The sequence below is a fragment of the Niabella insulisoli genome (genome assembly GCF_039652435.2).
GTDB classification, from domain to species: domain Bacteria; phylum Bacteroidota; class Bacteroidia; order Chitinophagales; family Chitinophagaceae; genus Niabella; species Niabella insulamsoli.
Map to the genome: position 1 here is coordinate 1084584 of NZ_CP190246.1, position 14918 is coordinate 1099501.

A 14918-nucleotide genomic window follows, 5' to 3' on the forward strand; every position below is an offset into this window, starting at 1 on the left:
ACTATCAGCATATGAAATATATTAAACCATCACCATTTGTAACTCAGGTAATGCTTGTCAGCGGAGGTTTGTCTATCGGCAAAAGAAATAATCTGAAGTGGATGCATGCTACTCTGAAAGTTATGATACTTTTTTTTATACTGCTTATAACTGTTGCAGAGGCGGGCGCTCAGGATGGCCCCGCGGCAGCCGTTTTGAGAGGGAAGATTATAGATAAAGCGACCAAACTGCCGGTCGAAGGCGCGTCTGTATCAGAACTTGATAAAGAAGGGCGTATTTTAAAATCGACTTCTACTGATGTGGAAGGGAATTATATTTTGCGCATCACCAATACCGACGATTCGGTGTCCGTAACACATATTGCTTACAACACCGTAATTGAGGCAATTGCCGGCCGGTCGGTGGTCAATATCGCAGTAGAAAGCAGCTTGAAAAGCCAGGAAGAAGTAATCGTGATTAGCCAGCGCAGGGCCAACAACGGTTTGAATGATATCAACGAAAGGGATTTAACCACCTCGGTGGGCAGAATTAATGCAGAGGTAATGGAGGAAATGTCTGCGACTTCTATCGATCAGGCTTTACAGGGCCGTCTGGCGGGTGTGGACATCACCGCCAATAGCGGCGACCCGGGGGCAGCAATGAATATTCGTATCAGGGGTGTTTCTTCCATTAGTTCAAATGGCAACCCGCTGATCGTTGTGGATGGAATGCCTTTCGAAACAGAAATCCCAAGTGATTTTAATTTTGGCGCTGCAGACGAGCAGGGGTATGCAAGCCTTTTAAACATTTCGCCCGCTGATATCAAAGACATAACGGTGTTAAAAGACGCAGCAGCGACGGCTGTTTGGGGCAGCCGGGCAGCTAATGGCGTGTTGGTAATCAATACCAAACGCGGGCGCGTTGCCAAACCTTCCGTTGGGTACACTTTCAAAGCCAATACCTCGCTGCGGCCTGCCGCAATTCCTATGTTAAACGGTGATCAATACTCTACGCTCATACCCGAGGCTTATATGAACCGCATCGGGACTACCTTAAACCCGGTCGAGGATCAGGAGTTTAACTACGACCCCTACAATCCCTATTGGTACTACAACTATAGCAACAACACAAATTGGGTTGATGCTATTTCCCGGCAGGGATATTTGCAGGATCATACGGTTAGCCTGCAGGGTGGCGGCGAAAAGGCCAGGTATTTTGCATCCGTGGGCTATGTAAATCAGACAGGCTCGGTGATCGGCAACGATCTGCAGCGTATGAATACAAGGATCAATCTTGATTATACCATTTCTAATAAACTGAAAATATTTACCAGCATTGCCTACACATACACTGATCGCAACCGCAACTATACGAGCAATAATGAAGGTGCGATCAGGAATGTTGCCTATTTGAAAATGCCGAATATGAGCATCTTTGAGTATGATGAATTTGGAAATCTGACGACAAATTACTTTTCGCCACCGCAGAATATTCAAGGACAATACAGTCGCATCTATAATCCTGTGGCAATGGCAAGTGAGGCGATTTATTCAGTGATCGGCAACCGCATTGTGCCCCGTTTCCAGATCGATTATTCTTTTATTAAAAATGTATTGAGGGCTACATTCGACGTGCAGTTTGATATTAATAATACCAATAACAGCAGTTTTCTTCCGCAGATTGCAACCGGAAGGCCAAACACGGAAACCGTGGTGAACAGGTCTTATAATGGCGATATCGATGTATATAATGTTACCACACGTACCAGTCTTAATTATACGCCCCGCCTGAAGAACAGGAACCACAATTTCATGGCCTTTTTGAATGTGTTCACAAATGATCAGTCGGCAAATACCCAGGAAGTCATGAAGTCCAACGCTTTTTCCTCGCTGCTGGTAGATGTAACAACCGAAGGGCGCACTCAAAATGAAGAATTGCAGGCAGCCTCGCGCCTAACGCAGACCCGCTCTTTGGGCGCTGTGGTTCAGGCGCAGTATGGTTTTATGGACAAATATTTGATAAATGCAAGTTTGCGCGGAGACGGCAACTCCCGCTTTGGGCCAACCTATCGATATGGATTATTTCCCGGGGTTTCGTTGCGATGGAGAATTTCCAATGAAAAGCCTTTTCAGAATATGTCCTTTCTTGACGATCTGAGCTTCCGAGCGAGCTATGCTCAATCCGGCAACGCGCCGAGATATGATTACACCTTTTACAATGCTTACAGCACCTATGCCTGGAGCTATCAGGGCTTAAGCGGCGTGTTTCCTTCCTCTATGGAATTGAAAAACCTGCGTTGGGAAACGGTTCATGGCAGCAACCTGGGCTTAAATATTTCCTTATTTAAAGGCCGCTTGCGCAGCGATATCGATATTTATAAAAACCGCACAAAAGATCTTTTCTTCAATGGTTTGCAGATTGCTTCCTATACCGGTTATAGCAGCGTGAATATGAACGTGGGGACGATGGATAATCAGGGCTGGGAGTTTGCTTTGTGGACGCAGCCTTACAAAACAAAAGATTTGACGATTGGGTTTGATTTTAATATTTCATCAAACGAAAATATTATCAGGGAAATTTCTGAATACTATCCATCCCAGAGAGGTAATATGGCGGCCAACGGGAATTACCTGGCTTTATTACAGATTGACAATCCTTTTGGGTCTTTTTACGGATATAAATATAAAGGCGTTTACAAAGATGCGGATGCCACGATCGCAAGAGACGCTAACGGTAACAAGATTATTGGCCCCAACGGCCAAACGGTTTACATGCGCTTTAGCTATCCGACGGTGGACTACGTTTTTCAACCAGGCGATGCGATGTATGAAGACATTAACTACGATGGTAATATCGACTATAAAGATGTCGTATACCTGGGTAACAATAATCCCCGGCTTTTCGGAGGGTTTGGCCCGAATATCAGTTGGAAAAACCAATGGCGCCTTTCCGCATTCTTCAATTTTCGCTATGATGTGGACGTCGTAAATGGTACCAAAATGAGCACGACGCGAATGGCCAACTACGACAATCAAAGTACCGCCGTGTTGAGGCGCTGGCGCAACGAAGGTGATGTGACAGATATCCCACGCGCCATCATAAGCGGCGGTTACAACTGGCTGGGTAGCGATCGCTATGTGGAAGACGCTTCGTTCCTGCGCTTTAGGACCATTACACTTCGATATACGGTTCCGCCGGCGCGGTTACAATCTATCGGTATCAAAGCGCTGAGCGCCTATGTCACGGCAGAAAATCTGTACACTTTCACCAACTACACGGGCCAGGATCCGGAAGTAAGCCGGTCCGGCGCATCTGATCCGTTTAGAGTGATGACCGATAATTCCATGACGCCGCCCACTAAGAATTTCACGATAGGTATGGTGGTCGGATTTTAAACGATGAAAAGAAGAAAAGAGAACAAATAAAGTTACAGGGTAACAGGAAAATATAAACGATGAAACGTTCAATATAAAGTTTTCATTACGCAGCAGCACGAAAATTTTATAGCTGATGCGTTCCATTCGATCTACCAAAAGATAAAAAAATACGGATGAAAAAAAATATACTAAAGCAAATTGTAATGGCGGCGCTCTTGTTGTCGGCTTTTACAGGTTGTAAAAAATGGCTTGACCTGAAGCCGCTGGATGGAATTGTCGGCGATGAGTTTTGGCAAACCAAAGAGCAGGTAGACGCCGCAGTAACCGGCATCTACGCGTCTATGTTGGCAAGTGGTGATTCGAGGTCGCTGGCGCTTACCGAGTATATGTTTATCTGGGGTGAGGCGCGCGCAGATATGGTCACGCCGGGTAGCCGCGCCAACCAGGACGAGCTGGATATCGTCAACCTGAATATTTTGCCAACCAATCTGTTCGCGAATTGGGCTGGGTTTTACAAGACGATTAACTATTGCAATGTGTTAATACAATTGGCGCCGGAAGTTTTGTCGCGCGATAACACGTTTACGCAGCAGCATCTCGACCGGGCTGTAGGCCAGGCGCTCGCCGTTAGGTCGTTAATGTATTTTTACCTGGTTCGCGTTTTCAGGGATGTGCCGCTAAAGTTGGATGCTACCGTGAGCGATGACGATATCACTCCTATCCCCAAATCTGCCTCTAATATCATACTCGACCAAATTGTTGCTGATTTGAAAGAAGCGGAGCAGAAGTTGCCGCTAAGCTATGGAGGAACGGCCTCTTTTGATAAAGGCCGCATTACCCGGTATGGTGTTAACGCGATCTTAGCCGATGTTTATTTGTGGATGGAGCATTATGCCGAAGCAGCTGCGGAGTGTGATAAGATCATAAATGCCAATGCGTTTTCATTGGTTGCGGGAGGTGATTTCTTTACCGATATTTTTCTAACCGGCGCTTCGCGCGAAACCATATTTGAACTGCAATATGATCAGCAAATCCTCAACCCCTTTTATAATATGCATACACCATCCAGGAGAAGGTGGAGTGGAGCCCTGCATCTTCCGGAAGAAGTATTTGGCCTGGACCTGGTAAACGCGGAACCGCAGCTCGACTACCGCGGAGAGGATGCGGCATACAGAGGCGGAGATTTTGGGATATGGAAATACGTAGGCGCCGATAATGAGGGGGGCAGTTACAGAACGCTTGATCAGTCCTTTGCACCGTGGGTTTTTTATCGCCTGGCAGACGCCTTGCTGATGAAAGCCGAGGCTATCAACCAGCTCGATCAGCCGCTCGAAGCGTCTCGACTGGTGAAAGCCATTCGCGCCCGCGGCCGGGCGCTTGAAATAACGCCCATGGATAGCACCGACAAGTCGGCGATGCAGAGCTTTATACTGGAGGAAAGACAACGTGAGTTTGCTTTTGAAGGAAAGCGTTGGTTTGATTTGTTGCGCGCCGCAAAGCGCAACAATTATGAGGGGATTAGTTTCTTACTGAATTCCGCGGCCATCAGTGTTCCCGCGAGCCTGCAACAGGCGGCGTTTAATAAGCTGCGCGACCCGAACAGTCATTATTTGCCCATATATGCTTACGAGTTGCAAACGAATCCGCTCTTGGAACAAAATCCATATTACAAATAATAAAGAAACAGGCAGCGGCCCACAAGGCGTTTAAAAAAAAATAAAGCAGATGAAACGAAGCGCGATGATATTTTCTAAAAAAACGAAATGCCAGCCTCATGGCGGCCCGGCCACAGATCAAGTTGGGTCCGGACAAAAAATATCGTGGCCCTGCTGCCAACAAAAACATACAAGGATGAAAAAAAAGCTATTGATCGTACACTTTGCCGCTTTTTTCGCGCTGGCGTGCTGGATGTTGTTCGGCTGTAAAAAGCCTGATTACAACGTGTCCACGACCGACGATGTCAATATCACGGGTTTTATCGATGCCCGGCTCGATTCCTTCTCTTTGTTTAAAGAGGTCTTGGAAGTAACCGGCAGCGCTTCTTTTCTGAATGCTTATGGCGCGTACACCTGTTTTGTTGTTACCAACGACGGAGTGCAACGCTGGATGGATTCGGTCGGCGTTTCTTCAATTGCTGCCGCCGACGTGAATATGCTTAAAAACCTGGTTCGCTTTCATTTGCTGGAAGATACCTTGACGACCGGCTCTTTTACCGACGGTAAATTGCCTACTCCTACGATGTATGGCCAATACCTGATTACCGGGGTGAACTTTGTCAACGGCGTGTCGTCCTATACCGTGAACCGCCAGGCATCCATTGTTCGCTCCAATCTCAGGGTGGGCAACGGCGTTATTCACGTAATCGACCGGATGTTGACGCCGGCTGCCAGAACCATTGCGCAGGAGCTGGAAGCAAATCCTGATTATTCCATTTTCGTTCAGGCCATGAAAGAGACCGGTTTTTACGACACCTTAAATAAGGTTGAAACCGATACTTCCAAACTTTGGAAAACTGTAATTGCGGAATCCAACCAGGCGCTGGCAGACAGTGGTTACGCCACCTACGCTGCTTTAAAAGCTAAATACAGCCAAACCGGAAATCCTCAAAACCCCGACGATAGCCTGCATATGTATGTGGCCTATCATATTATAGATGGCTTGTATTTTCTCGGTGATATTATCAATTATCAAACGCAGCTAACGCTGCTGCCGGAAGAGGTGATCAGTGTGAAGTTGAATAACCAGGATATCCTGCTAAATGAAAATGAATTCAATGGTGTGTTGGAAGCGGGAGTAAAAGTGCTGCGGCCGCAGAGCGATAACTCGGCCACCAATGGGGTTTGGCATAGTGTCAACGCGCATACGATGGCAAAGTTTCGACAGCCGACTGCGCTTTATTGGGATGTGGCGATGTTCCCCGAAATCATGAACCAGCCTGCTTATTATGGAAAAGCCTTTTACAGTTTTGTAAGGGCAAGTGCGGCAGATCATCCTATTGCAAGCATCGATTGGGAATGGATGGCGTCTTCCGACGACCTGGAATATAATTATGGTGGAACGGGTACGCTGAATGTGTATAATGTAAACTGGGATCACATCGCCCTGCATTTTGGAAATAACCGGGGTAAATGGTGGGAGTTGAAATCGCCGCCTTTGATTAAAGGACGATATAAGGTTTGGATCTGTTATATCGCTCAAAACTCGGTAGGAGCTGATGTTTTTGTAAACGGCATTCAAATGGCGCGGCCCATCAATTTTGGAGAATACATGCCAGCCGGTACGCCCGAAGAAAGAGAATCCATTGGTTGGAAAAATTATGTTACAGCTTCTAACCCTAATCGCCACAACTCCCGTTTGGTGGGCATTGTGGATATTACTACTACAGGTTCACAGACGGTTCGCTTTCAGCATAACGGATCGGGCGGTCAAATTTGCCGCCTTGATATGATTCATTTTATTCCGGTGGACGACAATCAAATACTGCCCAGGTTCGATAGGGAAGGTAACCAGGTTTTCGAGTAAACAACAGCGATCAATTTTTAATAATAATCAGGATGAATAAGTACAAATATTTTAAGGCGGTTTTTTTATGGTTGATTGTTTTTGGCGGGATCATGCATGGCTGTAAAAAATGGGACGATCACAACAGGGTCACCGAAGAAGCTGCGGGCATGAACCTTTTGCAACGCATTGAAGCGGACCCTGAGTTGAGCCGCTTTGCTGAATTGCTTGCCAGCTCTGGTTATGCGGATACCGTTGCTTCTTCTAAGCGCTACACCGTGTATGCTCCAACCAATCAGGCGTTAACGGCGTTGCCTCCAAATATCACCCAGGATGCGAGCTTGTTAAAACGTTTTGTAGCGGGCCATATCCTCAGCAGCGCTTATACAACAACGCAAATAGAAGGCACCATTCGGGCTGCTGCGCTTAGCGGAAAATACCATGACCTTACGAATACAAGCATTGATAACATTGCTATCAGCCGTCAGAATCTGCTGGCCAAAAATGGCCTGCTTCAGGTGATCGGCGAAGCGCTTCCGCTGTTGGAAAATACGGCAGCCTTTGTTGCTTCTGATGCCAGAATGCCGGCGTTGCAGCGCGCAGTGCTGTCGGGCGTGTTAGATAGTTTGTTTAAAAGAAGAGTGTTTGACTTGACAAACGAGTCAAAAAACTATACGCTTTTTGTGGTAAGCGATGCGGCCTGGCAGGCGGAGGTAGAAAAATATAAGCCTTATTTCAATGTGCCGGGCAATGAGGACAGCAGCAGGCTGGTGGCCAGCTGGAATGTGGCTAAAGACTGGGTGGTCGACACACTTTATCCCACGGTTGCTTCTTTGCCCGATACGATCACTTCTAAGTTTGGTGTTAAAACAGCAATTCCGAAAGCCAATATTGTGGAAGTTGTGAAAACCAGTAATGGCGTGGTATATATCATGGAAAGCCTGGAGACCCTGCCGCGCCATAAATTCCGGGATATTATCATTGAGGCTGAAAATTATAATGGAGCCAGCCACAACCGCCTGGGAAATACTTTTATAAGGGATAAGCGCGATTCAACTACCGGCGGTATTTTCAGAGACGTGCTGGTATATAATCACGGTGTGGCCATGTTCAACCTGCGTTATCGGCTTACCGAAATTCCGTCGATTAAATACCGGGCTTACTGGATGGCGCTAAATGACAATATCAATGGTATGACCTCAACCTTCAATCAAAAAATTGGAGTGGATTCTTTCAATTCTCCTACACCCGTTTACGCCACCGTCGCACTTAACAGGTATGCAGAACAGTTTGCAGGTGAGTTCACATTAACTCAATACAGGCCCACTTTTAATTTATATCTGACGGCGGCGAACAGCACATCCGCAAATGTCAATGCTATTGTTTGTAATTATATAAGGCTGGAACCCGTTTTCTAACTCGCATATAAAGGATAAAATGACTAAGATGTATATAAGATTAACCTCTGTTCTAAGCGTAGCGCTGTTTTTGTCAACGGTTGTGTTGGGGCAACAGATTACGACTATTGGAGCAAAAGCCGCGCCCACTGGTATGGATACGATCGTTGTGACGGGAACGGTGAAGGATGCTGCGACTGGTAAGCCGATCGATGGAAGCCGTATCAGCGTTCAGGATTTTTCCGCTGCCATCTCCGATAGCCTGGGTAATTTTTGGATTAAAGTACCGTTTTTAAACGCCGCTATTTTCGTCGAGGCAGATGGTTATAACAGGCAGATCGTTCCGGTTAATTTTAGAAACCGTATCGAGGTTTTGCTTCTTGCAGATATGACGCACACTTTCGATGATCTGCTCGTTATGCCGCTGGGTCAGCAGTATCAGCGATATACAAGTGCCGCTGTGGGGCAGTACCGCGGCCAGGGGTGGCAGCAGCCTCTCGAAACGATTGATGCGTTGCTGCAGGGGCAGGTAGCCGGGCTCAATGCAATACGCCGCTCCGGCGCTCCGGGCGCTGGCGCCAATTTATTTTTAAATGGAATTAATTCATTGTACGCAACCAATCAGCCGTTGATTGTTGTGGATGGGATGCCTTTTGACGCAAGCGAATATGGCCAAAGCCTTATCGCGAATAACTATACCAATCCCTTAAGCCTGATCGATGTCAAAGACATTGATAACGTAACGGTTTTGAAAGATGCTGCCAGCATCTACGGCGCAAAGGGCGCCAACGGCGCTATTATTATTACTACGGTAAATGCAGGCGGCCAGCAGGCTACAAAGATAGATGCAGGCATTTATGCAGGAATGAATTTTGCTCCTCAGCAACTGCCCGTTTTAAATGCGGTAGATTATCGCATACATTTAAATCGAATGTTGTCGAGCAGCGGTATGACGGCTGAGCAAATTGCCGGCTTGCCCTACATGATCGATGATCTGTCAAGGACTGATTATTTCCGCTATCACAACAACACGGACTGGCAGGGGAAGGTATTGGATAACAGTGTAAACCAAAATGTCTATTTGCGTATTACCGGTGGGGATAATATTGCCACTTACGGGCTTACCGTTGGTTATATGAAAAACTCGGGCGTGATTAAAAACACCGACATCGAGCGATATAATACCCGTTTCAACGCTGATTTTAATTTTTCGGAAAGACTGAAAGGGATGGCAAATCTTTCTTTCACCTACAATGATCAAAATGTAAAAGATCAGGGTATCGCTGATAAAACGGCTCCCTTGTTTAATGCGTTGGTGAAAGCCCCGCTTTTTCACGAGCGCGAACTGGCAGCGGATGGAACCGCGTCGCCCAATCTGGAAGCCGTAGATATTTTGGGCATCAGTAATCCTGTGGCAATCACCGATAAGATTGAAGCTTATAACAAATATTATCGCTTCTTTGGTTCTTTTAAATTCCAGTATGATATCAGTAAATATTTTACAGCCTGCACGATGGTTGGTATTCAATTTGATAAATACCGCGAAACATTCTACGTGCCCAGCGAAGGGATTGTGATGGATACGCTTTGGAATGACATCGCCAATAATCGCATGGGCTCCCAGGTGAAGCAATTGTTTTCTTTGTTTAATGACACAAGGCTGGAGTATAACCGAGTTTTTAATTACCAGCATTCGGTGAAAGCAAGATTAGGTTTTAGATTTCAAAATAATAAAGCCAATCAGGTATATGTAACGACGGCAAATTCTGCCACCGACGACCTGGTGAGTGTGCAAAATGGCCTGGCCGGTTTGAGGCAGGTGGGCGGCGATATGGGAGAGTGGAGCTGGATCAACAATTATTTGGGAGCAGCATACGGATTTAAAGATAAAATCTTTCTTGATCTGAATATGGCCCTCGACGGTTCCTCTCGTTTTGGAGTAAAGGCAGCCAATGGACTTACCATCGCCGGGCATCAATTCCCCTTATTTCCATCTATTGGCGCGGCATGGTTGGTTTCTTCAGAAAAGTTTATGTCGAACAGTGCCGTCGATCTTTTCAAGTTGCGGGCTTCTTACAGCGTTGCAGGAAATGATGATATTGGTAACTACGCTGCAAGGCAACTCTATGTTGGTCAAAACCTGCTCGGGGCAGAAGGTTCTGTGAGAAAAGGTATCTCGAATCCGGAGCTTCAATGGGAAACGGTTTATAAAATTAACGGAGGGATTGATCTTGCATTTTTTCACAACAGGCTGGGCCTTTCATTCGATGTGTTCAGCAACCGCACAAAAAATATGTTGGTATATAGGCCGATGGAGTCAATAACGGGGTTTGGTTCGGTGTTGACCAACGGTGGTGAATTGCAAAACAACGGCTTTGAGGCTAACCTCAATTTCAGGGTGCTCAATGGGCAGCAGCTGAAGTGGGATTTCGGCGCTAACATCGCCACATATAAAAATAAAATATTGGCGGTGCCGCAGGATGCGATATACACCAACTATGCAAACGCAACAATTGTCACGGCAGTGGGCCAGCCTGCGAATCAGTTTTATGGCTATAAAACCAATGGTGTTTTTGCTACGGACGCAGAGGCGGCAGCATCGGGTCTGACAAAAATAAACACGGACGGCAGTGTAAGCGCTTTTGAGGCGGGCGACATACGTTTTGTGGACAATGGTGATAAAATTATCGATGAAGACGACCGCACCGTTATTGGTGATGCTAACCCCGACTTTTTTGGTGGCGTCTCGAACCGGTTGACCTGGAAGGGTTTTGAGCTGAATGCATTGGTGACATTTTCCGTGGGGAATGATGTTTATAATTATGTAAGGTACCGGCTGGAGTCACAGAGCGGCGTTCAAAACCAGCTGCAAAGCGTGATGAACAGCTGGCAGGTCGAAGGCCAGCAGACGACAATGCCCAAAGCCGCCTGGGGCGACCCTATGGGCAACAACCGTTTCAGCGACCGCTGGATAGAAGATGGATCTTACCTCCGCCTGCGCTCATTGAATTTGACCTACAATTTCCCGGTAAAATCAAATGGGGTGTTTAAAAGCATTGCCGTATTGTTGACGGGCAATAATCTATTCACCGCGACCAAATACCTGGGCTATGACCCTGAGTTTAGCGTAACGTCGAGTCCATTGGTACAAGGCATCGACACAGGGCTTACGCCGGTATCTAAGAATGTGGTGCTCGGTGTTCGGTTAGGATTGTAAACGCAAACGAGAAGAAGTATAATGCATTAAAATGGCGGAGCTAAGCGTGTGGTATGGGATGCATGTTTTAGAAATTACACTACAAGGCTCGCCGGCATTAAATAAAAAATATTAAAGTTTAGAAATGAAACGTTCATTATAAAATTTTCAATTTGATCCCGCGGGAGCATGAAAAATTTTATGCTGATAAGTTCCATTCGACCCATAAAAACATAAAACATTTACGGATGAAAAAGAAAGTTACGTTACCGCTGTTGTTATCGCTGTGCTGCATGCTGATGCTGACAGCCTGTAGCAAGCTGCTCGACAAAACCCCAACAAACGAATTGGATATTGAGAACGCCTACCAGAATGTGTATGATGCGGATGCTGCTGTCATGGGCGTTTACGGCAAATTTATGGGTTTGGCGGAGCGTTATATTATCCTGAATGAGCTGCGCGCCGATTTGCTCGATTACACGCAGAATGCGGATAAATACCTGCGCCAGATAAGCAATCATACGGCAACGGCTGATAATCCTTACGCAGATCCGCGCCCTTTTTACGAAGTGATCGTTAATGCTAATGATGTACTGGCCAATCTTAATAACATGTATGACAGTAAAAAGATAAGCCAGGCCGATTACTATGAGCGATACGCTGATATCGCCTGTTTGCGCAGCTTCCTTTATCTGCAACTTGGTATCCACTATGGCGACGAAGTGCGCTATGTGACTAATCCGTTGGCAACACTTGATGATGTAAACAACACTTCATTGTTTCCTAAACTGAACTTTGAAACATTATTGGATTCACTCATCACGTTTACAGAGGCCATTCCTTTTAAAGAACAATATTCAGGAAGCTCTTCGTTGAATATTACCCTGGACGGCTATCCAACTCAAAAATTCTTCATCAACAAAAAATGCCTGCTCGGTGACCTGTACCTCTGGAAAGGCAATTACACGCAGGCTGCTTCTTATTACCGGGAAGTGATGGAAACGAGTACCACTGGAAATCAGGGTGAGAGTTATTATTCTAAATATAAAATGGGATGGTTTGGAGAAGCAGATAATGACGGAGGTCGCACTATATCAGATTTGCGGGTCGCATTCGTTAATAGGAATAAAGCCGGGGATATGGCAAATTTGCTTTATAACGTTGGTTGGCGTACCATGTTTGACGCAACTTACAGCGCTAGTAAATTTGATTTTGAATGGATATGGGTATTACCCTTCGATAATAAATTCGCGCCTGCTAACCCTTTTATCAAGTTGTTTTCGCCGATCGGAGGTGAGTATTTAGTGAAGCCTTCGCAACAGGTAATGAGTATGTGGGCCAGCCAGCAGATGTCTTCCTCCGATGTTGCAAGGGAGGGATCGCCCTACGACCCAAGAGGGTTGTTTAGCACCACTACCATAGGCGGCCAGCGTGTGGCGAGCAAGTTTATCAGTAAATATCTCAATTGGGAGACCAATTTACCGGCTGATGTTTTCGTTAAAAACGGCGATTGGTATTTGTTCAGGCAGACCCAGCTGATGATGCGCTTTGCAGAGGCAGCTAACCGCGACGGATGGCATAAGTTGGCGTATGCCTTCGTTTCCGGTGGTATCGGCGGCATATTCAATAACCCTGACAACCCCGGTATTGTCGATAAGACGGAGTGGCAAAATACGTTGAGCTACCCGGCGCCGTATAATTTTGATGCAAGGAACGGGGAAATTCCACGCTATAGGTCTGACTGGTACCGTCATACAGGCGTTAGAAGCCGCGCTTACCTTACACCGCTGGAAATTAATGCAACGGGCCCTGCTGATAGTTTAATACAATTGGAGAATGGGCTGTTGGAAGAAACGGCCCTGGAAAACGCTTTTGAAGGCACACGTTGGGCAGATTTGTTACGGATTGCGCGGCGTCGCAACGATCCCTCCATATTGGCGGATAAAGTGTATCAAAAATTGTTGAAAGATGGCGATCCCAATGCAGGTGCTGCCCGCGCCAAGCTGATGAATAAAGAAGGATGGTATCTGCCGTTTAAACTTTGATCAGTTAAATTTGGAAGCGCATTTTGATCTCTACCAAACTAATTGCAAAAAATAAAAATTATGGTAGATAAACCTATTGCGAAGATATTGTGGATGTCTGTTCTTTTCCTTAGCATGCGTCTTGCAGCGCAAGACCGCTTTCCCGACGGCACCCTGATTCCAGAATGGTTCCGGCAGATTGAGCCGACCAACATTCTTAAGCTGGGGAAACAATATAACATAAGGGAACATGGAATAAAGGAAGATAGCAGCCTGCTTCAAACCGCAGCTATCCAGGCAGTCATTGATCGGGCCGCTGCCAACGGTGGTGGCGTTATTGTCATTCCGAAGGGGACTTTTTTGAGCGGCTCCCTGTTTTTTAAACCCGGCACGCATCTGCATTTGGAAGAAGGCGCTACTTTGAAAGGCAGCGATGATATTAGCGATTTTGCATTGCTCCAAACACGCATTGAGGGGCAGACCGTCAAATATTTTGCAGCGCTGGTCAACGCCGATAACGTCGATGGTTTTACCTTATCGGGAAAAGGGACGCTCAATGGAAATGGCCTGCGCTACTGGAAAGCCTTTTGGCTGCGGCGCGCTTTCAACCCGCAATGCACCAACATGGACGAGATGAGGCCGCGTTTGCTTTATGTGTCTAATAGTAAGGATGTTCAGGTATCCGGTGTTCGGCTGATCAACTCTCCGTTCTGGACTTCGCACTACTACAAATGCGAGAATCTAAAAATTTTGAACCTTTATATTTACGCGCCCGCCGCACCGGTGAAGGCGCCAAGTTCAGATGCCATCGATCTCGACGCCTGCAAAAATGTATTGATTAAACATTGCTACATGTCGGTAAACGATGATGCCGTAGCGCTAAAAGGCGGTAAAGGCCCTAAGGCAGATAAGGATCCTGATAACGGTGGGAATTTTAATGTTATTATTGAAGACAATACCTACGGCTTTTGCCATGGAGCGCTCACGTTCGGCAGCGAGTCTATTCACAACAGGAATATCATTTTACGGCGCATTCAGATCGACCACGCCCAGCGTTTACTATGGTTGAAAATGCGCCCCGACACGCCACAGCGCTACGAATATGTGACGGTAGAAGATATCAAAGGCAGCGCGGTCAATATGCTCTACATTCAGCCCTGGACTCAGTTTTTCGATCTTAAGGGGGAGAAGGATATCAAAATGTCTTATGCCAGTCATATCAGCATGAAGCGCATTGACTTGACCTGCGAAAATGTTTTCAATGTTAAAAAATCCGGGCAGTATAAGCTTTCAGATTTTTCATTCAGTCAACTGAAAGTGACGGCTACCCGGCAGCCTCTTATTTACAAAGATTATATCGACCGGTTTGTTTTGGAGGATGTTGTCATTAATCATAAAAAGCAATAACGGATAACAAGAAAAAATTAGCTGGCGTGGGCAAGGC

Annotated in this window: 7 protein-coding genes; all 7 read left to right on the forward strand. The window is 46.3% G+C overall.

Translation table 11 applies throughout. The features are described 5' to 3' along the window. The first annotated feature begins 11 nt into the window (after window positions 1–11). The 7 genes from ABDK00_RS04680 (at window position 12) to ABDK00_RS04710 (ending at window position 14881) form a co-directional block, all read left to right on the forward strand. Window positions 12–3374 carry a SusC/RagA family TonB-linked outer membrane protein gene (locus ABDK00_RS04680; RefSeq protein WP_346238715.1) on the forward strand — a complete coding sequence of 1121 codons (3363 nt, stop codon included), beginning with the start codon at window positions 12–14 and terminating at the stop codon, window positions 3372–3374. 155 nt (window positions 3375–3529) lie between these two features. Continuing rightward, on the forward strand, window positions 3530–5032 hold the full coding sequence (locus tag ABDK00_RS04685) for a RagB/SusD family nutrient uptake outer membrane protein (protein WP_346238716.1): 1503 nt from the start codon (window positions 3530–3532) through the stop codon (window positions 5030–5032). A 175-nt stretch (window positions 5033–5207) separates the two neighbouring features. After that, on the forward strand, window positions 5208–6878 hold the full coding sequence (locus tag ABDK00_RS04690; protein ID WP_346238717.1) for a fasciclin domain-containing protein: 1671 nt from the start codon (window positions 5208–5210) through the stop codon (window positions 6876–6878). Between the two features lie 32 nt (window positions 6879–6910). Continuing rightward, window positions 6911–8275: a fasciclin domain-containing protein gene (locus ABDK00_RS04695; protein ID WP_346238718.1), complete on the forward strand. Its 1365-nt coding sequence runs from the start codon at window positions 6911–6913 to the stop codon at window positions 8273–8275. A gap of 28 nt (window positions 8276–8303) precedes the next feature. Continuing rightward, window positions 8304–11471 (forward strand): SusC/RagA family TonB-linked outer membrane protein, encoded by a 3168-nt coding sequence (locus ABDK00_RS04700; protein WP_346238719.1) that lies wholly within the window; start codon window positions 8304–8306, stop codon window positions 11469–11471. Between the two features lie 227 nt (window positions 11472–11698). Beyond that, window positions 11699–13495, forward strand: a complete 1797-nt coding sequence (locus ABDK00_RS04705) for a RagB/SusD family protein (RefSeq protein ID WP_346238720.1) — start codon at window positions 11699–11701, stop codon at window positions 13493–13495. Window positions 13496–13555: 60 nt separating this feature from the next. Then, window positions 13556–14881, forward strand: coding sequence for a rhamnogalacturonidase (locus ABDK00_RS04710; RefSeq protein WP_346238721.1), 1326 nt, complete (start codon window positions 13556–13558; stop codon window positions 14879–14881). The last annotated feature ends 37 nt before the right edge of the window (window positions 14882–14918 follow it).